Source organism: Maribacter aquimarinus (assembly GCF_047345505.1).
Taxonomy (GTDB): Bacteria; Bacteroidota; Bacteroidia; order Flavobacteriales; family Flavobacteriaceae; genus Maribacter.
The window spans coordinates 1-19,114 of sequence record NZ_JBLFEO010000001.1; the positions used below are offsets into that span (position 1 = coordinate 1).

Below are 19,114 nucleotides of genomic sequence, written 5' to 3' on the forward strand. Positions count from 1 at the left end.
CAAAAACGTGCCCCGGGAACTCGTCAACTTCATCTATTACAAGATAAGCAAGGTGGTATCGATACTGCTGATGCCGGTAAGGATCAGATGGAAAATAGAAATTGCGGTGCCCGATCCGTTCCCAGGGCAACTGAATTTAAAGCTCAACTAAAAAACGGGGGATGGCTAAGTAGTTACAAAGCAAACGACATTTTTCTACCGAGTAAATGTCGTGAGAAAAGAAATTGAAATCATCACTCTTTTCGACACAAGACAAGACCCTGATAAGCTAAAAGAGCAACTGGAATAAGAACGAAAGCACAACAACGGCTATAATAAATAGGGCGGTAAGTGCTTAATTCACAGGCTGGTGTATTTTTGCGAAGTCGCCAAATCTTTTGATTTGGCTTTTAGAAAAATAAGATAAAAACAAAATGCAAAAGATTTGGCTTAGTGCAAGACCGAAAGTAAGTGCTCATCACCTGCCCTACTTGCCATAGCCTTACCGTTGGTAGCCATTTGATAACAATATGAAGTTAAAATCAGCGGATTTGAAGAAGTAAAAGTTGTGAATTAAAACAACAAAAGTCACTCACTTAAAAAGAGATAACTCCCTGAAAGTAAATAAAATATTTAAATTGAATGACTATTTTAAGGTCGAACGGGACAGTGCAATATTTTGTGTTTCACTCGCTAGAGCCGGTCAAAAATAGAATGAAAACATAGGTATAACTTTAACCGTTTAAATTTATACCTATGAATGATGAAATCGATAGATTACTGGACGGGCTTGTCTCCAAGCTCTCTGACAAGGACCAACTGGAGGAGGTGCGCGAGCAGCTCTTCAAACGGGGGGTTGAAACGCTCCTCAAAGCGGAGCTCACTGCCCATCTGGGCTACGAAAAGGGCTCGGTCCCGCCCACGGGCAACGTGCGCAACGGATTTTCCCAGAAGACCCTGAAGACCTCGGGCGGCAACCATCGCATAGATGTTCCCCGGGACAGGCAGGGAACCTTTGAGCCGTTGACCGTCCCCAAGCACGGCACCATGGCCAAGGAGCTCGAGGACTGCGTGCTGCTGCTCTATGCCAGGGGTATGGGCAACGATGACATCACCGACTTCGTGGAGCGCACCTACGGGGTGAGGTACTCGACCTCCCAGGTGTCGGTGATTACCGATACCCTCCACCAGGAGATCCGCAACTGGCGACAGCGCCCCCTGGAGGACGTGTACCCGATCATCTGGATGCCCGCCCGTGCGGTTCGGACGGGGACGCCATACACTATGAGATACGCTTCGAGGGAAAAGTGGTGTCCAAGGCCTGTATGGTCACCCTGGGGGTAGATCTCTCCGGACAGCAGGACATCCTCTCACTGGACATAGTGCGGACCGAGAAGGCCGCCGAATGGATGGCCATACTCGAGGGGCTGCGGCAAAGGGGCGTGCGCGATGTCTTCTTCCTTTGCTCGGACAACCTCCCCGGACTCGACAAGGCCATAGAGGCCATCTACCCCGAGAGCATCCGCCAGATATGCATCGTGCACCAGATCAGGAACTCACTGAAATATGTCTCCTATAAAGAACGCAAAAAAATGGCCGCCGACATCAAGGGGATATACCGGGCCGACGGACAGCGGGAGGCAAAACGGGCCCTGGAGGCGTTCAGGGAACAATGGCACGGCAAATACGCCAGGGCCGTGGAGTCATGGGAAAACAACTGGGACAACCTCACCGCCTTTCTGGAATACCCCCACGAGATCAGGAAGCTCATCTATACCACCAACATCATAGAGAGCTTCAACGCGAGCCTGAGAAAGTACACCCGAAACAAAAAGGTGTTGCCCAACGACGATGCGGCCATAAAATCCATCTATCTCGCCGCAATGGCCATCAGGAGAAAATGGCACAAATCCAGGTTTAACTGGCCACAGATCCACAATCAGTTGTATATTCACTTCAAAGAAAGAATGTCTTTATAAAACCTATGTTTTTGTTCTATTTTCAAGAAACACAAAATTCTGGATAAACTCAATTATCCAGATGGTTCAATGAGTAATTTATATCGAAAATATGTTGAAAAAAACAGGAATGAATTATAAAAGCCTACCTATAATACCGTATAACATCAATTGCAAGCGCAAGCTTGCTTACAAAAATCCTTTCGGATTTTCTACTGGGTTTTTATTTGCTAAATCAGGTGGTTGAACCACGCAACCAATCTTATGCAATACGTTGTGCTTCAGACAGAAACTTCTAATTAGCGGAGATAAATCTACCCAACAAAGAGACATCGAGAAAGCCAAAAAAATCTGGAACAGAATAAAAGGGGATGGATGTGGAAACAACGAAATTTGATATAGCAGACCATTTGGACAGCGAAGAAATGATTGCCGAGTATCTAAATACAGTTCTTGAAGATGGCGAAAGTTCTGATTTGATTGTGGCAATTGGACATATCGCAAAGGCAATAGGGATGACTAAATTTTGAAAAAAAACTGGAATGAGCAGACCGAGTCTTTACAGGGCATTATCTGACAGAGCGAAACCACAATTCGGATCAATAATGAAAGTGCTGCAAGCCATACGGGGGACAAATCAATGCTAAACCAATATCGGTGTACACCACAACACGGGTAACCGATGCACCAGCCTATCCAGACCGATAGCAAATGACCCAAGGTTGTTACCTGCCCAACGCCATTAAAAATCTGGCAACCAGGGTTTACCGCCGAAGGGGGCACATCTTCCGGCACAACCAACCCTGCGCACGGCCGTTTTCCCGTTTTAAGCCTATTCTTTGTAATTAGGGATACCCACGGGACACCACCTTATCTTGGCCTTTTTGTGCCACCGCAAAAAGATGCCCCGATGATTTATGATAAAAAAAGCCCGCTGTTTTCCGTGCCTGCCTTATTTTTGTCATTGCCTTAAACGGGATAAAACATATCAGTTATGACGCTAAACACATTACTTCGCCCCTTGGGGCTTGCCTTGGTCTTTTTCACCCTGGTAAGCTGTGGATCTGATGATGCCGGCAGGGACTATACGGGAGAGAACGACCAGGAAATTAGGGATTACATCAGCGAAAACAACCTAAATGCCGTAAAAAGCGATACAGGACTGTACTATGTGGTCACCAATCCGGGCAATGAGGGCCGCCCCACGCCCACGGACAATGTTACCGTGGCCTACAGGGGTTATTTTACCAATGGCAATGTGTTCGATCAAAGTGGTCCCGAAGGCATTTCCTTCAACCTGAACCAGGTCATTGCCGGTTGGACGGAGGGCATTACCTATTTTGGAGAGGGTGGGGAAGGCGTCTTGCTCATTCCTTCCCGTCTGGGCTACGGCAATGCGGGCCGGGGAAGCATACCCGGTGGCGCCGTGCTTGTTTTTGACATCTCCCTTTTGAGCATCAACTAAGTATTGCTGAATGGGTTGTAACACCGCCCCTGGCTTGCGGGGGCAGCCTCAATCGATCCTGAAGGCAGTGCCCTGCATAATGCGCAGTTTCTTGTTGGGGTTCTTTACCGCGCTCTTGTACTCAAAGGTGTAGGAGCTGTCCGTGGAGCTAATGATCTTGTAGTGTATGGCCGCCCTACTGTTCATGTCCTGCAAAACAAACTCACAATTGTTTACCCAGCGCACGGTGGCACTGTCCACTTTACCTTCGTAATAATCCACACTGTATGCCTCTCCCCGGACAAAGCGGCCCATTTTGGTGGTGTCTCCCACCTGGTATTCAAACGAAAACTCCCCGGTTTTATAGGCGTCGCAATCTTTTTGGGGGGCATAGCAGGAAGAAAGGAGCACCGTTAAGGCAAAAAGGGAAACAACAGCTTTTTTCATAACATCAAAATTAAGAAATGCCCTGGCCATAAGCGGAAACATTATCATTTTTATAACGCTTTTTAAGCGGGCAAAACAAAGGGAACGCACTTCTTACGGGTAATGGAAAGATGGCATTCCGTTTTTGGTGCCTTGTCCTAGCTGTCCGATTCCCATACAAAAGAGGGTAGGCTTGTGGCCCAGGCGAAGATCAGCCTTTTTCCCGATACGTTTTAAAGGTGCCGTCCCTAAAAAAGACCACAATTCGATCAATTTCGGAATCCGTATTGGCCGTGGCAACCTGCTGCCCCGCGACCACTTTAACGGATGGGGCAGGGGCAAGGACTTGGTTGCCCTCCCGAGGAAAGGATCCCTTTCCGTAGAGCAACCAGTACAAGTCCACCTCCGGATAGGTTTCCACAATCTTCATCACGAATTCCAAACTGGGCTTGTTGCGCCCTTTTAGATAGTGGGAGATACTGGAACGCTGCACACCGATGCTTTCCGCAAAAGCGGATGCGGAGAGCTCATAGTGCTCCAAGATAAGTTGCAGCCTTTTGGTGATGTGGGACATGTCCTCCACAAGTTTACAATATTAAATTATACAAAAGTAACCATTTGCCCATCCATCCCAAAAGGAAAAAAAGGCATAAGAAAATATAAATAATAGATTTAAATAATACACATTAAAATATTGATTTTCAATTATTAATAAATATAATATACGAATTGTTCAGATTTGTAAATAAACGCACTGGCCCCATCGGGCAAAAATGTTTACAAATGTAAATAAATTAGCCCGTAGCTTTGTGCTTTGCTATTCATCATGATGACGGACAAAAACAAAATAGGACCATGGCTCCCCGTACAGGGCATAAAGGGAAGGTACATTACCAACGACCACTTGGAGGGGTTCTTGACCACCCTTGGCAACAAGGCGGTGATCGGTCAGGTGGGCCGATCGGTAAAGGGTGCGCCCATACATTGCCTGAAGCTGGGCCAGGGCCCCCACCGGATTTTAATTTGGTCGCAAATGCACGGTAACGAGGCCACGACCACCAAGGCCTTGATGGACTTGGTCCAATATCTCACGGGAGGGGAGGAAGGGGCCCAAAACATATTGGGCAAAATCTCCCTTACCATCATTCCCATTTTAAATCCGGATGGTGCCAGGGCCTACACCCGGATCAATGCCAATGGTGTGGACCTGAACCGGGATGCCCAGCAAAGAACCCAGCCGGAGTCAGAAGTGCTCTGGGAGGTGTACCGGGAGTGCCAGCCCCATTTTTGCTTCAACATGCACGGGCAGCGCACTATTTTCAGTGCGGGAGACCGGGAAAAACCGGCCACGGTTTCCTTTTTGGCCCCCGCCTTTGACGCGGCGCGGAGTCTGTCTCCCGCACGCCAGGCCGCCATGCAGCTCATCGTGGCAATGAATTTGGCGCTTCAGCGGGTGATACCAAACCAGGTGGGCCGCTATGATGACGGTTTTAACCCCAACTGCACGGGAGACGCTTTTATGATGCAGCAAACGCCCACAGTATTGTTTGAGGCGGGACATTATCCTAACGATTATGGGAGGGAGAGCACAAGGGCCTTGATTTTTATGGCCTTGAAAACAGCACTGGAATCCATTGCGGATACCCGTTGGCAAACGCATTCCGTGGCCTCTTATGCCCGTATTCCCGAAAACCAAAAACGGTTTGTGGATGTACTGCTCCACAACCCCCATCTGCTAGCGCCCCAAATGCACAAGGATGACACCGTGGGCATCATGTACAAGGAAATGCTGGTAAACGGGGAGATCGTGTTTAAACCGGACAGCGAAAACGTGAAGGTGGGGGCCAAAGGCCTTTACGGCCACCTCGCCCTGGACTGCGCCAACCCCAAGCACTTGAAAATCATCCAAGAGAGAGAATTGGACACCATTTTGTCATAAATACGACATTGAATTCAGACTTATTCCCGTAATGATCACATTTTATTTAAAAAAAATCGGAATTGATTGATTATTATTTATTTTTGCAGCAAAATTAGATATTATGGCAAAGGTTAAATTAGACGAAATAGATCACCAGATATTGGACATGCTCATAGACAATACCCGGACCCCGTTCACGGATATTGCCAAAAAGCTGCTCATTTCTGCGGGCACGGTGCACGTTAGGGTAAAGAAAATGGAGGAGGCCGGCATTATAAAGGGCTCGTCACTAAGCCTGGACTATGTGAAATTGGGCTACGCTTTTATCGCCTATGTGGGCATTTTTCTTGAAAAAACCCATCAAACAAAGTTTGTACTGGAACGTTTGAACCAAATTCCCAACGTGACCATTGCGCACATCACCACCGGAAAATTCAATATTTTCTGTAAAATCCGCGCTAGGGACACCACCCACGCAAAAAACATCATTTTTAGGATAGACGACATTGACGGCATCAGCCGAACGGAAACGATGATTTCCCTCGAAGAGAGCTTCAACGACAAAAAACGGTTGATGCACACCATTTTCAACGAGTTGTAACAATTGCAGTAAAGGGAATGCCTTTTGTAGCGACCCGTGGAACCTTTGGTTCTTCGGGTTTTTTTGTGGCTGCCAACGGAGCTCAATGGTCCCCAAGTGGCCCTGAAAGCCCTGTCTTATGCCCAAATCCTTTTGGTTGGTTTTGGTGCGTTGGTGTGCCGGGGCAGCTCCAGGATGGGCCAAGATACTTTAGTGGAAATTCACGGTGTTCGCTGTGGATGGTGGATCAATCCACCGAAAGTACATCATCGTCCTGCAGCACGGGCCCGTCTTCACTGGGGTCTTCCACCAACTGGGTGCCGCCCGTGGCGTCTGCGCCCAATTCCTTTTCCATGTTCTTTTCAAAATTGGCTATGAAGGTAGAAAGGCTTTTACTGATCTTTACCAAGTAGATGGCGTCTGCGGTCTTGAGTTCCACAGCTTCCACGTGATCGCCGTTATGGTTTTTAAAATGAATGATGTCCTCATCCCCGTAGCCGTGAGGGTACGTTTCCAACAGCAGGTTGGCCAGGTGGTGGTCCAGTTTCTTGTAATCAATTAACCTTCGTGTCATTTGTTCCGTATTTGGTAGTTTGGTGTTACCAAAGTAGCCAATTGCACAAAAGCGGTATATTTAGAGTTGTGAAACCCTACAAAGAAGTACATAAAGCCCTTAAACTTTGTAGTAAACAAATGCCTTGTCAATGAGTCCATTGGGTATTTCCACATCGATCTGGGCACGGCCAATGGCGTTGAGCAGTACAAAGTTTATTTTCCCGTGTGCATTTTTCTTGTCAAACTTCATCAACTCCAAAATAGGCGGCACATCCTTGTCCTCCAGGGGCACGCGGCCAAAAACGTCCAGAAATGTGTGCTTTATGTCTTCCATGGCCTCAAAGGAAAGTCCGGTGAGGGCGTGGGAGAGGTGGGCTTCCAAGACCATTCCCACGGCAATGGCCTCCCCGTGCAACAGGGCCTCCTTTTCTGGATGCTCCAAAAAATAGGATTCCAGGGCATGGCCCAAGGTATGTCCAAAATTCAGTATTTTTCTAAGCCCCTGTTCCGTGGGGTCTTCCAGCACCACCTTGTTTTTAATGCGTACCGAGGTATGTATGTGCGCGGCCAGCTGGTCCTTGTCCCCTTTCTCTTTTAGGGCCTCCCAGTACCTGGCATCCTTTATGAGCCCGTGCTTTAGCATTTCGGCCCTGCCACTTCTTAGCTGCCGTTCTTCCAGGGTGCCCAAAAATCCGGGCACCACCAAGACCATCTCGGGCTGGTTGATCACGCCCACTTGGTTTTTCAGTGTTCCCAGGTCCACCCCGGTCTTACCGCCCACGGAGGCATCCACCATGGAGAGCAGGGTGGTGGGCACGTTAATGAAGGCAATGCCGCGTTTAAAGGTAGAGGCCACAAAACCGCCCAGATCGGTAAGCACCCCACCGCCCAGGTTAATGAGCAGGCTCTTGCGATCGGCCCCCAGTTCCGAAAGGGCTTCCCAGACCCCAACACAGGTCTCTATGGTCTTGTTGATCTCCCCAGATGCAATCTCAATGATCTCAAAGGCATGATCGCCCTCAATTTCTGCCATAAAGGGCGGTAGGCAATGGAGGTGGGTATTTTCGTCCACCAGGATAAAAACGGTGGAATACGCCCGCTCTGCCAAGTGGTGGTTTAGCCGCTCCATGGCCTTTTTGTTAAAATGTACCGCGTAGGCATCGGACACTATGGAATCCATCTCCATTACTCATCGTTTTTTTTGGTATAACGGCAGCAAAATAAAGGTAAAAATTATATAATGGAATATAATTGTGTGATTATATTTGATTAAAAAAATGGCAAGGGCAAATGGAGAAAATTTTTGAAAATACGGCAACGGCTTTTTCCCTAAAAAGCGATGCCGAACTGGAAAGGGCCTATTTTCTCTTTAAGATGATCGCCAACGAGCCCTTGGTAAAATTGGGCACCCTGATGACCAATTTTGCCCTCAAGGCCAACTTACCGGTAGAGGGCCTGATCAGGGCCACCGTCTTTGACCATTTTTGCGGGGGCGTAAATGAAGTGGACTGCCTGCCCGTGGTGGACAAAATGTACCAGAAGGGCGTGGCTTCCGTGCTGGACTATTCCGTGGAGGGCAAGGATGAGGAAGACCCCCTTGACCACGCGGTACAGGTGATTCTTACCATTTTGGACTTTGTAAAGGAAAGGGAGGCCATACCTTTCGCCGTGTTCAAGCCTACGGCCTTTGGCAGGTTTGCCCTGTACCAGAAAAAAGGGGAGGGAAGGCACTTGACCGCAGATGAACAGGCCGAATGGGGCCGGGTGGAAAACCGCTTTGACAAGGTCTGCAAAAAAGCGCACGACCTCAATGTGTCCCTGTTGATCGATGGGGAAGAAAGCTGGATGCAGGATGCCGCAGACCAATTGGTAACCGAAATGATGCGCCGTTACAACACCGGGAAGACCATAGTCTTCAATACCTTGCAGGCCTATCGTTGGGACCGGCTGGATTATTTGAAGAAACTGCACGCAACCGCGGTAAGGGAAGGTTTTACCGTGGGCATCAAAGTGGTGCGCGGTGCCTATATGGAAAAGGAGAACGAGCGGGCGGAAGCCATGGGCTATCCGTCTCCCATCTGTGCCTCCAAGGCGGCCACGGACCAGAATTTTGATGAGGCCGTGCGCTATATGATCGCCCATTTGGATACCATTTCCATCTTTGCCGGAACCCATAATGAAGCCAGTTGCTACGCGCTGATGGCCCTGTTGACGGAAAAGGGCATTGCCAAGAACGATGCCCGTGTGTGGTTTGGGCAATTGTACGGAATGAGCGACCATATTTCCTTTAATCTGGCCGCCCACGGCTACAACGTGGCCAAATACCTGCCCTTTGGGCCGGTCAAGGACGTCATGCCCTACCTTACCAGGCGGGCCGAGGAAAACACCTCGGTGGCCGGGCAGACCAGCCGGGAACTCTCCCTGATCAAAAAAGAACGAAAGCGCAGAAAAATGTAGGGGCTTTTACGGGGAAATGACCAGGCTTTTCAAGGTGGCCTTCTTGGGACAGTTCTCTACCTGCATCACGGCCGGATCTCCCTTGATCATCCCCTCTATCACGTAGGTCTTGCATGGCCGGCTCTTCGTGTCACTGGCACCAAAATCCACATCGCCATCCCTAAGGAAGCCTTTTATCTCCAGGGTATCCAACTGTTTGGAAACCAGCATTTCCCGGACCTCTTCCGAATAATAAAAGGGCTTGGACCGGATGTCCTTCAGGGTTCGGCAATTGGGGAGGTAGCAGAAATACACCCCGCTCTCATCTGCTTTTTTCTTGAGAAAAAAAGCCAGAAAAACAATGCCCAGGGAAAGCCCAAAAAGAAAATACCCGAGCCGTTTTAAAAAGTGTGCGTTCATATCCTTTGTATGGCACAAAGTTAGCGCATACCCATGGAGACCGGAAAGGAAAGGATGGTTTTATTGTAATTGGAGTATTTCTGAGCTTTCCTAGCCATAACGGGTTACAGGGATAAAAGAAGATAGAGGTCAGTAGATAGTTACCTATTTTAAATCGAGTTGATAGCTTAAATGTCAGGCTGAGCGCCCGCCTGAATTGTAGTCGAGGCAGGCAGTCGAAGTCTTCCTTGGCTGGCAAATGGTTCTCTCCCGAAATTTCGGGAGCGCTCGAACTGACAATAGTAAAAATTATTAACCGTTTTATAATCAAATAATTACCTTGTTTGATGGATAAGTATTTATCTACTGACCTCGAAAAGAAGAATTGAAAAAAATAGGATTTCTCTCAAAAAATAAGAAAATTGATGTCGCTGTAGGGCATATCGAACCAATCGCCCACTGATTTGTTTGTGAGGATGCCGTGGTAGAGGTAGAGGCCATTGCGCAAGCCCTTGTCAAACCGCAGGGAATTTTCGAGTCCGCCATCCTCGCCAATTTTCAGCAAATAGGGCGTAAAGATATTGCTGATGGACACCGAGGCCGTTTTGGGGTATCTGGACGGAATGTTGGGCACCCCGTAGTGCACCACCCCAAATTTGGTTATGGTGGGCTTGTTGTGGTAGGTGATCTCGCTGGTCTCAAAACAGCCGCCCGTATCAATGCTCACATCTATGATCACCGCACCTTTTTTCATTTGCTCCACCATGGTGCTGTCCACAACCACCGGTGCCCTGTCCTTGCCCCTGGTGGCCCCTATGGCCACATCACAACGTTTCAGCGCCTTGACCAGGTTCTTGGGCTGTATGGTAGAGGTATATACGGTCCGTCCCAGATTGGTCTGTATGTTTCTGAGCTTGGTAATGGAATTATCGAACACCTTGATGTTGGCCCCCAGCCCAAGGGCAGACCGCGCGGCAAATTCTCCCACGGTACCGGCACCTATGATCACCACTTCCACGGGAGGCACCCCACTGATGTTGCCAAACATAAGGCCATTGCCCGCATTGCTCACGGCCATGAGCTCTGCCGCGATCAATACGGAAGAAATGCCCGCTATCTCGCTCAGGGAACGCACGGCAGGGTACTTGCCGTCGTCATCACGGATGTATTCAAAAGCTATGGCAGTGATTCGCTTTCGGGCCAGGGCCTCAATGTATTCCTTGTGCTGTGTCTTGATCTGCAGGGCCGAGATAATGGTGGTCTGCGGATTGATCATTTCTATTTCGGCCAGGGAGGGCGGCTCCACTTTTAGCAATAGGGGGCAGGAAAAGACCTTTTTGGTGTCCTTGGTGATCTCCCCGCCCGCATTGGTGTAGTTCAGGTCCGTAAAGTTGGCCCCTTCGCCGGCCCCGGACTCAATGAGCACCCTGTGGCCATTGGCCGTTATGGCGTTGACGGCGTCCGGGGTAAGGCAAATGCGCTTTTCCTGATATTGATTCTCTTTTGGAAGCCCTATAAAGAGTTCCCCCTTTTGTTTCAGTACCTCCAAGGTCTCTTCTTGGGGCAGCAATTGTTGGGTGCTAAAAGGGGTGGCGGGTTGTTTCATACAAAAGCGGGTAATGGTATGGCATTCTCAAAAATAAGTCAACTTTTTGTGGTATGCACGGCCTTGGCTTCAATTTATCCTTTTTCAACAGAAAAACAAACTGAAAAAAGGGTTGCCCAAGCAAAAAAGCGTCATTTAAAATTATGGGGGTTAATGGTTTAGGGGTCAGTGTATGGTGGCTCATTTTAAATTGGGTTGATGGCCAGAATGCCAGGCCGGGCGCCCGCCTGAATTGTAGTCTGGGCAGGCAGTCGAGAACTTTTCGCCAGCCAAAGAAGGCATCGACTGCCTGCCCGTCCGGTAGGCGGGCGCTCGAACTGACAACGGCAAAAGTTTTTATTTATTCAATAATCAAATGATTACCTTGTTAAATGAAGACGTATTTAACTACTGACCGCTATAATGGTTTTTGTTCCCGCACCCGTCATCCCAGGAAACCAAAAATGATTTGGCCATGATGGCTTGGCCATACCAAGTCACGTTTGCCGTGGCCGGCCCTTATGTAAATATTGGGACAGGGAAAGGCGGGGCTGGGGCCAGTTGGGCCAGAAATGCCGCGTTGTAAAGGGTTGCACACACCGGCCGGCCCCTTATTGAAAACGCTGAAAGATATTGGGAAAGTCCTTTAATTTTGCTTCAATGTTGCCCGTGGAAAGGGTGCTGTTTATGTAATCCACCAAGCCTTTGGAAGGCCGCTGATCGTGTGGCGCGCCGTTTGCAGGTTCCTTTTTTTTGTGTTCCACTTTTGCCTTTTGCATCCTGTTCTTCTGCTGCTTTTCCTTAAGACTCATCAGTTCTGCCTCCATGGCCTCGAGATCGATCCCGTGCACGTATTTGTCGTACAGGCGTATCCGTATGAGGTACACAAAAGGAATCACCACCATACAGATGGGCAGCAGCCACCAGATGTTGTCCGTGTCCACGTAGTTGTCAGAATCAAACACCACCTCAAACAACTGAAAGGCATACATGCCAATGGGAATGATGAGAATATGGTACCACCAATTTTTTGAGGTAAGGAACCAAAAAATGAAAAGATAGAGGGGTATGAGCTTGCTGGTCAAGAACCAGAGGTAGGTTTTGGCGTCTGCAAAACCATGATCCCCGATCACAATGCCCATAAGGGACACCGAACCGTCTGCATTGCTGGGAAGATACTCGTAAAATTTATAAAGAAATGGGGAGATGGCTATAAAAAATACCATCACAGATTCCACGTAAATCTTCTTTTTGATCTTGAGACGGGGTAGGTTGCCAGACATTGGGATTCATTTTCTTAACCCCTAACGTAAAATCCCACAAAAAAGTATAAAAAAAGACCGAAACAACTCCGGTCTTTTAGCTTCGGTTGAAAAATGACTTAAATCCTCTTCGTCAATTTTCTTTTGTCAATGCCCAAAGCACCCACTTCCTCGTCTATGGTAAGGGTAGGGGCGGCCATGGCGAATAAGAACACACCAAGGCACAGGCTGGCCAAAAAGGTTTTTTGTCTTTTCATTTTCAAAAAGGTTTAATTAGAGGAACATTCCTACTATAACAAACGTAAGAAATATTAGACAAACAAAACACCTTTAAACGTTAAAATTGCACGTTTCATCGGATTTTTTTATCCTTTTGTCGATTTTGGGTCGAATGCTGGATTTCTTGGAAAAGCCCCGGCATCATGGGGATGGGTGCGGGCTGTGCCAAGATGTCCTTGTTTTGGACGCCTTTGCAAACGTCTTGCCCAGCAGACCACAGCATGGCCCTGTGCAGCCCTCTTTGTTCTTAACGGTGCTTGCGTACCAGGGCATCTTGGCAAAATGAGGGTGCGCCTGGTTACTATGGCTTGGTTTGGGCCTTGCGCTGCGCCTCGGGCCCTCTGGGCATGGCCAATTCCCGGGTCTGCGCATCTACCATGGCAATGGTAAGGTGCACCGTGTCATGGGGGAGGGCAGGGGACACCTTTTGGGGCCATTCCATAAAGGACCAACAATCTGTCATAAAGTATTCTTCCAGCCCCATGTCATAGGCTTCCTCCACCGTGTTCAACCTATAAAAATCAAAATGGCGCGCCAACAAGCTTCCCTGGGGGTCCACATATTCGTTCACAATACCAAAGGTGGGGCTGTTAGTTTCCGGCAAACCGCCCAGCTGCGCCATGATCTCCCTGACCAGGGTGGTCTTGCCGGCCCCCATGGGTCCGTGCAGGGCCACATTTTTGGAGGGGGCGTTCTCCAGCACCAACCTGGCAATCTCCGGTAATTCCTTTTCGGAATAGCGTAGCTTGATCATTTTTTCCATACTGCTGTCCATAGGGCCAAAGATAATGGGTTTCTGTGGTGCCAGGGCCAAAGCGGCTTTCAAATTCAGTGTGCCCCCTGCCATGGTGGGGCGCACCATCCAAGGGGCAATGGGTGGGTGGCCCAAAACCACCGTCCATAGGTCTAGGGAAGTGCGGCAATGATCTTTGAAAGGAAGGTGTCCACGTCAAAATCGGGCGTTTCGGCGAGCCCGGTGCGCACCACCACCAGCGATTTGGAAGGGATGATGAAGACATATTGGCCCTGAAACCCCTGTGCGCAGTACATGTCCTTGGGCACATTGGGAAACCTGCCGCCCGCATTGAGCCAAAAATGCGCACCATAGCCCCCGTTGCTGTTCTCGGTTGGGGTGGCCACGTATCCTGCCCATGTCTCCGAAAACAATTGTTCTCCGTTCCAACGGCCCTGATTTAGGTAGAGGAGGCCAAACTTGGCCCAATCTCGCGTATTGGCCCATCCGTAGGACGACGCCACATAGTTCCCCACAAGATCCGTCTCCAGAGTCATGGAATGCATTCCGATGGCATCAATGAGCTCCCGGTAGGGAAAATCCAGATACGCTTGGTGGGTGCCCAACCGCTCCCTGAGGAGGCCGGAGAGCAGGTTGGTGGTGCCAGAGGAATAGTTCCATACCTCTTTGGGCGGGGCCATTACCGGATTGTTCCGTTGGCCAAGGGTCATGTCCGAGGCCAGGAACAGCATTTTGGTGACATCTGATATCTCAAAGTATTCCTCTTCCCAGGCCAGGCCGCTCTGCATGCGCAACAGGTGGTCATAGGTAATTTTTTTCTTTTCCTCCGAAACATCGGGGTCCGATGCGAAGGCGGCATCGCCCACCCTGAGCTTTCCCTGGTGTTCCAAAATGCCAAAGAGGGTGGCCCAGACACTCTTGGTGGCAGACCATCCCAAAATAAGGGTTTCTGGGCCAAAACCGGGGGCATAGCGTTCTGCCAGCAATTCATTTTTGTAGGCCACCAATACCGTGCGGGTCTTGTGTTGTTGGGGCTTTTCAAAGGCAAAGTCCAGGGCGTGGCCCAACAGCGCATGGTCCACTTCGGCAAATAGGGTGTCCCTGACCCCTGCGTTGCCAAAGGGAAAGGGTAGGCTGTCCTTCGCTTTTGTACGCTTGGGGAGCAGCTCAAAGGCATGGGCCTGATGTTCCCCATTGACCAGGACGGCGCCCAGGCCTTCCTTAAAGACGGCTTTGCGTTCCATAAGGCCATAGACGTTGGCGGTGGCCTGTTTTTCTTCCGGGGATACCCAGGAATTCGCCAGGTTGATCATGGGCATGTCATGATCATGCCGTTGTAGGCCTTCTGCCTCGCGCTGGGCCAAGAACACCCCGGAGGCCATATTTTTTGCCGCATAGCCAGATATGAGGTTCAACTTGGGGTAGTTGATGTAGATGATGGTGCCCAGTACGCCAACGACCACCGCAGAAACAAGGAACAGTCTTTTCAAAGGAAAGGGGTTTTATGAAAGTGTTGTAAATTTATCAAAAAATGACGGAAGAATGTCCAACACAGGATTGATCATTGAAGAACGGAGCCGGGATATTGGCGATTTTTTGGTGGGGCGGCTCATTCCCTTTCGCAAAAAGCGCACCATTGGCCCGTTCATTTTCATAGACCATATGGTCCCCACTGCCCTGGGACCCGAAACATATATGGATGTGGATCAGCACCCCCATATAGGCTTGGCCACGCTTACCTATATGCTCTCCGGAGAGCTCATGCATGCCGATAGTATGGGAACGGTGCAGCGCATACGGCCCGGTTCCGTGAATTGGATGGTGGCCGGCAAGGGCGTGTCCCATACAGAGAGAACCCCCAAAGACCTCCGCAACGGGCATCGCTTTTTGGCCCACGGCTACCAGATTTGGGTGGCCTTGCCCAAGGAGCTGGAGGGGATTCCCCCAGAATTTCACCACATTCCGGCCCAAGCGCTACCGCAATGGAAAGAAGACGGTGCCTCCTTTACCCTGGTGGCCGGGGAAGGCTATGGTAAAACGTCTCCGGTACCGGTACATTCCCCACTTTTTATGGTGGAAGTAAAGACCACCAAGGAATTTTATCTGAATACCAAAGACCATCTCAAAGGGGAAATAGGCATCTGTGTGGTGGAAGGCAGCCTGCAGGCCTGCGGGCAGCCGGTAAAAAAGGGCCATATTGCCGTGAGCAAGGTGAGCGATACCTGCGAGACCGTGGTGGCGCCCAACAGTCACCTCCTGCTGTTTGGCGGCGCGCCCCTGCCCGAGCCACGCCACATCTATTGGAATTTTGTATCGCACGACAAGGAAATCATTGAAAAGGCCAAGCGGGACTGGGCCAACAAGACCTTTCCCATGATGGAGGGGGACAGCAGCTATGTGCCCCTTCCCGGGTCATAGCTTTTCCCAGACCTTGTCCGGAGAGAGCCTAAAGGAGCCCAGATGGGCAAAAGTGCACTCGTGGGGGGCGATCAGGGACAAAAAAGTGCTTTGGTCCTTGGCCCTGTACAGGTGATAGGTCTTGCCTATGATGGGCTCAAAATTGAATTTGGCGCCATAGACCAGGTCATTGTACTCAAACTGCTGCATCATCTCCCGGTACTGCCGTTGCAATTCCTGGAACTTGGCCTTGAACTGATAATTGGCCCCAACAATGTGGGCATTCTTCCAAGAAGTGACATCCGGGGGCGTGATCTTGGGTGCGGCCACGCCGGTGGCATAGGGCATCAACTTACCGTGATAGGACTGGGTGTCCTCATCAAAGACCACGGCATCGGGTTTCTTTTCTTTTTTCATCGCCCTGCAAAATTACAAAAAGCAACGCTCAAATTCAACGGATTCCAAAGATGGGTTACAAAAGGAATAATTATATTTAAGGTTTGATGCACAAACCCCATCAACCCTAAAAAATTGGCTAGATACCTGTTTGCCTTATTGCTGTGGCTGTCCCTGTCTGCCTGCGGGGATGATGCCAAAGTGGCCGCTTATGATTGGATACCCCTAAAGGTGACCGCCACCGCCTACACGGATGACCCTGAGCAGACCTCCCGGCTGCACCCGGGCATTACCGCTTGGGGAGATTCCCTGAGGCCCGGTGTTAAATGGATCGCCGTATCCAGAGATCTCATTGCCAAGGGACTTGGGCACAACACTATGGTAAAAATAGATACCTTTGAGGGTATTTACCTGGTAAAGGACAAAATGCACCGCCGCTGGCGCAATCGCATAGACATCTTTATGGGGAAGGATGTTGAAAGGGCCAGGGAATGGGGCAGAAGAAAAGTAAGCATTGCCTATGCCGTAAAAAAGGATTCCCTAAACACCGATTTGAAATGAAACCCTGCCACCTGATCGCACTGTTGCTATTGACCCTGACCGCATGTAGCGTGAAAAGGACCATAGTGGACATGCCTATTGTCTTTGACGAGCAAAGAAAAGAATTGACCTTGGCCTATTTAAAGGAGCGCTACGGCCTGCAGCAGCGGGAACCGCTCATTGACCCAAAAATGATCGTGCTCCACTGGACGGTGATCCCTACCCTTGAGCGCTCCTTTGCGGCGTTCAGGGAGCCCACCTTGCCCAATTGGAGACCGGACATCAAGGGGGTTAGCGGCCTAAATGTCTCGTCCCAGTTTTTGGTGGACCGGGACGGCACCATCTACAGATTGATGCCAGAGACCACCATGGCCAGGCACGTGATCGGATTGAACCACACCGCCATAGGGGTGGAAAATGTGGGCGGAGGCGATGAGCTGCCGCTTACCAAGGCCCAATTGAAGAGCAATATCTGGTTGGTGCGCCATCTGAAGAAAAAATACAACATTGAGTACGTCATTGGCCATCATGAATACACCCTTTTTGAAGACCACCCGCTCTGGTTGGAGGTGGACGATGGGTACCGCACCGTAAAATCAGATCCTGGAGATGAATTTATGGCCAAGGTACGCCGTGCCGTGGCCGACCTCAACTTTAAACCCTTGCCAAAATGAAACTTAGCATTACCTGCCTGGGCCTTTTGTGCTGCCTGCACTTTTCCCATTCCCAAAAAAGCGAGCTCACCAGCAAATTGTACAATACGTATGAGCGGTACAAGGAACCGAGCCTGGACAAGCGCCGCATTAAATACGCGGACCTGCAGCCCCTCATTGGCAACTTAAGGAAGAACAAGAAGTTCCAAGTGACCAAGGTGGGCACCTCCATTGGCGGTAGGGACTTGAACTTGGTGAGTGTGGGATCAGGGGACATCCCAGTCTTCCTGTGGTCCCAGATGCACGGGGACGAACCCACCGCCACCCAGGCCATTTTTGACATTCTGAACTTTTTGGACAGTGCGGACGATAGGGCTGAGAAAGAACAATTGCTGTCCAAGGTGAGCCTGCATTTTTTGCCCATGCTCAATCCCGATGGAGCAGAACTTTTTCAACGCCGAAACCTCTTGGGCGTGGACCTGAACCGGGATGCCCTGCGCCTGCAATCTCCCGAGAGCAAAACCTTAAAGCGGGTAAGGGACAGTTTGGACGCCCGTTTTGGCTTTAACCTGCACGACCAGAGCACGTATTACAATGCAGAGCGCACCGAACGTCCCGCCACCATTTCCTATTTGGCACCGGCCTACAATTACGAAAAGGACATTAATGGGCAGCGGGCCAATGCCATGAAGATCATTGTGTTCATGAACAACATCATACAAGAATACGCACCGGGCCAGGTGGGGCGTTACAACGACGATTTTGAGCCCCGTGCCTTCGGGGACAACATACAGAAATGGGGCACCAGTACCATTTTGATCGAATCCGGCGGTTTTCCCAACGATGTGGAAAAACAGGAAATAAGAAAATTGAACTACGTGAGCATCTTGGCGGCCATCCATACCATTGCCAACGGCAGTTACCGGGACATTCCCTTGGAAGACTACGAAAGAATTCCCGAGAACGACCGCAAACTGTTCGATCTAAAAATACTGGGGGCCACCTATGAACTCAAGGGCCAGCCCTATATCATTGATCTTGGCATCAACCGTTTGGAAGTGGATCTGGAAGACCATTCCAATTTTTGGTACAGCAGCAGGGTAGTGGACCAAGGGGACCTTTCCACCTTCTACGGTTACCAGACCCTGGAGGCCACGGGAATGACCCTGGTGCCGGCCCGGGTGTACCCCACGGTCATGGACAACGCCCAATTGAACAATGGCACCTTTCCCGTTTTGGAGGCCTTGAGGGAGGGCTATGCCTATGTAAGGACCACCAACCTTCCGGCCGCCGACCTTTACAGTGCCTTGCCCTTGCACAAAGTGGGGGTGTCATTCTCGGCGCCCGAGTTGGCACTGAAACCGGGCGTACAGCCCACTTTTTTTCTAAGAAAAGGGGGCAATTTAAAGTATGCGGTGATCAATGGGTTTCTCTTGGATCTGGGCTTGGACCAAGAGGCGCTGCTGCGGCAGTTCAGGTCCGCAAAGGGCAACGCCATGCTGTTTCGCTGAACGTTCGGTCAAAAAAAAACTGGAGATGGCAGCAACAAA

General features: G+C 49.9%; 21 protein-coding genes and 1 pseudogene. 11 read left to right on the forward strand and 11 right to left on the reverse strand.

Annotation, left to right across the window (positions count from 1 at the left end):
• The first annotated feature begins 735 nt into the window (after nt 1-735).
• The 4 genes and pseudogenes from ACKWCC_RS00005 (at nt 736) to ACKWCC_RS00020 (ending at nt 3,402) form a co-directional block, all read left to right on the forward strand.
• Nucleotides 736-1,323, forward strand: coding sequence for a transposase (locus ACKWCC_RS00005; protein WP_413993831.1), 588 nt, complete (start codon nt 736-738; stop codon nt 1,321-1,323).
• Nucleotides 1,290-1,958 carry an IS256 family transposase gene (locus ACKWCC_RS00010; protein WP_413993832.1) on the forward strand — a complete coding sequence of 223 codons (669 nt, stop codon included), beginning with the start codon at nt 1,290-1,292 and terminating at the stop codon, nt 1,956-1,958. The genes ACKWCC_RS00005 and ACKWCC_RS00010 overlap by 34 nt, the downstream gene beginning before the upstream one ends.
• A gap of 404 nt (nt 1,959-2,362) precedes the next feature.
• Nucleotides 2,363-2,584, forward strand: a pseudogene (locus tag ACKWCC_RS00015) (addiction module antidote protein).
• Nucleotides 2,585-2,931: 347 nt separating this feature from the next.
• Complete coding sequence (locus ACKWCC_RS00020; protein ID WP_413993833.1) at nt 2,932-3,402, forward strand: FKBP-type peptidyl-prolyl cis-trans isomerase; 471 nt, start codon at nt 2,932-2,934, stop codon at nt 3,400-3,402.
• Between the two features lie 48 nt (nt 3,403-3,450).
• On the opposite strand, the gene ACKWCC_RS00025 is transcribed toward ACKWCC_RS00020, so the two are convergent.
• Both ACKWCC_RS00025 and ACKWCC_RS00030 read right to left on the reverse strand, forming a co-directional pair.
• Nucleotides 3,451-3,828, reverse strand: a complete 378-nt coding sequence (locus ACKWCC_RS00025) for a hypothetical protein (protein WP_413993834.1) — start codon at nt 3,826-3,828, stop codon at nt 3,451-3,453.
• Nucleotides 3,829-4,018: 190 nt separating this feature from the next.
• Nucleotides 4,019-4,381 (reverse strand): helix-turn-helix domain-containing protein, encoded by a 363-nt coding sequence (locus tag ACKWCC_RS00030; protein WP_413993835.1) that lies wholly within the window; start codon nt 4,379-4,381, stop codon nt 4,019-4,021.
• 252 nt (nt 4,382-4,633) lie between these two features.
• On the opposite strand from ACKWCC_RS00030, the gene ACKWCC_RS00035 reads away from it, so the two are divergent.
• Both ACKWCC_RS00035 and ACKWCC_RS00040 read left to right on the forward strand, forming a co-directional pair.
• Entirely contained in the window at nt 4,634-5,746 is a 1,113-nt protein-coding gene (locus ACKWCC_RS00035; protein ID WP_413993836.1) for a M14 family zinc carboxypeptidase, read from the forward strand.
• 103 nt (nt 5,747-5,849) lie between these two features.
• A complete protein-coding gene (locus ACKWCC_RS00040; protein WP_413993837.1) occupies nt 5,850-6,329 on the forward strand; it encodes an Lrp/AsnC family transcriptional regulator in 480 nt (159 codons plus the stop codon).
• A gap of 226 nt (nt 6,330-6,555) precedes the next feature.
• Here ACKWCC_RS00040 and ACKWCC_RS00045 read toward each other — a convergent pair whose 3' ends face one another.
• On the reverse strand, nt 6,556-6,882 hold the full coding sequence (locus tag ACKWCC_RS00045; RefSeq protein ID WP_413993838.1) for a hypothetical protein: 327 nt from the start codon (nt 6,880-6,882) through the stop codon (nt 6,556-6,558).
• 99 nt (nt 6,883-6,981) lie between these two features.
• The gene (gene aroB / locus ACKWCC_RS00050) at nt 6,982-8,043 is read right to left on the reverse strand and encodes a 3-dehydroquinate synthase (RefSeq protein WP_413994115.1); all 1,062 of its coding nucleotides are present in this window, start codon (nt 8,041-8,043) and stop codon (nt 6,982-6,984) included.
• A gap of 110 nt (nt 8,044-8,153) precedes the next feature.
• On the opposite strand from aroB, the gene ACKWCC_RS00055 reads away from it, so the two are divergent.
• Complete coding sequence (locus tag ACKWCC_RS00055) at nt 8,154-9,320, forward strand: proline dehydrogenase family protein (RefSeq protein WP_413993839.1); 1,167 nt, start codon at nt 8,154-8,156, stop codon at nt 9,318-9,320.
• A 6-nt stretch (nt 9,321-9,326) separates the two neighbouring features.
• Here ACKWCC_RS00055 and ACKWCC_RS00060 read toward each other — a convergent pair whose 3' ends face one another.
• The 6 genes from ACKWCC_RS00060 to ACKWCC_RS00085 all read right to left on the reverse strand — a co-directional run bounded on the left by ACKWCC_RS00060 (nt 9,327) and on the right by ACKWCC_RS00085 (nt 15,068).
• Nucleotides 9,327-9,719, reverse strand: a complete 393-nt coding sequence (locus ACKWCC_RS00060) for a DUF4258 domain-containing protein (protein ID WP_413993840.1) — start codon at nt 9,717-9,719, stop codon at nt 9,327-9,329.
• Between the two features lie 385 nt (nt 9,720-10,104).
• Nucleotides 10,105-11,304 carry an alanine dehydrogenase gene (locus tag ACKWCC_RS00065; protein ID WP_413993841.1) on the reverse strand — a complete coding sequence of 400 codons (1,200 nt, stop codon included), beginning with the start codon at nt 11,302-11,304 and terminating at the stop codon, nt 10,105-10,107.
• Nucleotides 11,305-11,894: 590 nt separating this feature from the next.
• Complete coding sequence (locus ACKWCC_RS00070) at nt 11,895-12,566, reverse strand: hypothetical protein (RefSeq protein ID WP_413993842.1); 672 nt, start codon at nt 12,564-12,566, stop codon at nt 11,895-11,897.
• Nucleotides 12,567-12,664: 98 nt separating this feature from the next.
• A complete protein-coding gene (locus ACKWCC_RS00075) occupies nt 12,665-12,802 on the reverse strand; it encodes a hypothetical protein (RefSeq protein ID WP_413993843.1) in 138 nt (45 codons plus the stop codon).
• 323 nt (nt 12,803-13,125) lie between these two features.
• Nucleotides 13,126-13,713 (reverse strand): tRNA (adenosine(37)-N6)-threonylcarbamoyltransferase complex ATPase subunit type 1 TsaE, encoded by a 588-nt coding sequence (gene tsaE / locus ACKWCC_RS00080; protein WP_413993844.1) that lies wholly within the window; start codon nt 13,711-13,713, stop codon nt 13,126-13,128.
• A gap of 17 nt (nt 13,714-13,730) precedes the next feature.
• Nucleotides 13,731-15,068 (reverse strand): serine hydrolase domain-containing protein, encoded by a 1,338-nt coding sequence (locus ACKWCC_RS00085; RefSeq protein ID WP_413993845.1) that lies wholly within the window; start codon nt 15,066-15,068, stop codon nt 13,731-13,733.
• Between the two features lie 52 nt (nt 15,069-15,120).
• Between ACKWCC_RS00085 and ACKWCC_RS00090 the strand changes: the two genes are divergently transcribed.
• Entirely contained in the window at nt 15,121-15,996 is an 876-nt protein-coding gene (locus ACKWCC_RS00090; protein WP_413993846.1) for a pirin family protein, read from the forward strand.
• Here ACKWCC_RS00090 and ACKWCC_RS00095 read toward each other — a convergent pair.
• Nucleotides 15,991-16,392 (reverse strand): DUF2452 domain-containing protein, encoded by a 402-nt coding sequence (locus ACKWCC_RS00095; RefSeq protein ID WP_413993847.1) that lies wholly within the window; start codon nt 16,390-16,392, stop codon nt 15,991-15,993. The genes ACKWCC_RS00090 and ACKWCC_RS00095 overlap by 6 nt on opposite strands.
• Before the next feature lie 114 nt (nt 16,393-16,506).
• On the opposite strand from ACKWCC_RS00095, the gene ACKWCC_RS00100 reads away from it, so the two are divergent.
• Genes ACKWCC_RS00100 through ACKWCC_RS00110 form a run of 3 tightly spaced genes read left to right on the forward strand, consistent with a single transcriptional unit; the run spans nt 16,507 to nt 19,075 of the window.
• On the forward strand, nt 16,507-16,932 hold the full coding sequence (locus ACKWCC_RS00100) for a 3D domain-containing protein (protein ID WP_413993848.1): 426 nt from the start codon (nt 16,507-16,509) through the stop codon (nt 16,930-16,932).
• Nucleotides 16,929-17,585 carry a peptidoglycan recognition protein family protein gene (locus ACKWCC_RS00105; RefSeq protein ID WP_413993849.1) on the forward strand — a complete coding sequence of 219 codons (657 nt, stop codon included), beginning with the start codon at nt 16,929-16,931 and terminating at the stop codon, nt 17,583-17,585. The genes ACKWCC_RS00100 and ACKWCC_RS00105 overlap by 4 nt, the downstream gene beginning before the upstream one ends.
• The gene (locus tag ACKWCC_RS00110) at nt 17,582-19,075 is read left to right on the forward strand and encodes a M14 family metallopeptidase (RefSeq protein ID WP_413993850.1); all 1,494 of its coding nucleotides are present in this window, start codon (nt 17,582-17,584) and stop codon (nt 19,073-19,075) included. The genes ACKWCC_RS00105 and ACKWCC_RS00110 overlap by 4 nt, the downstream gene beginning before the upstream one ends.
• The last annotated feature ends 39 nt before the right edge of the window (nt 19,076-19,114 follow it).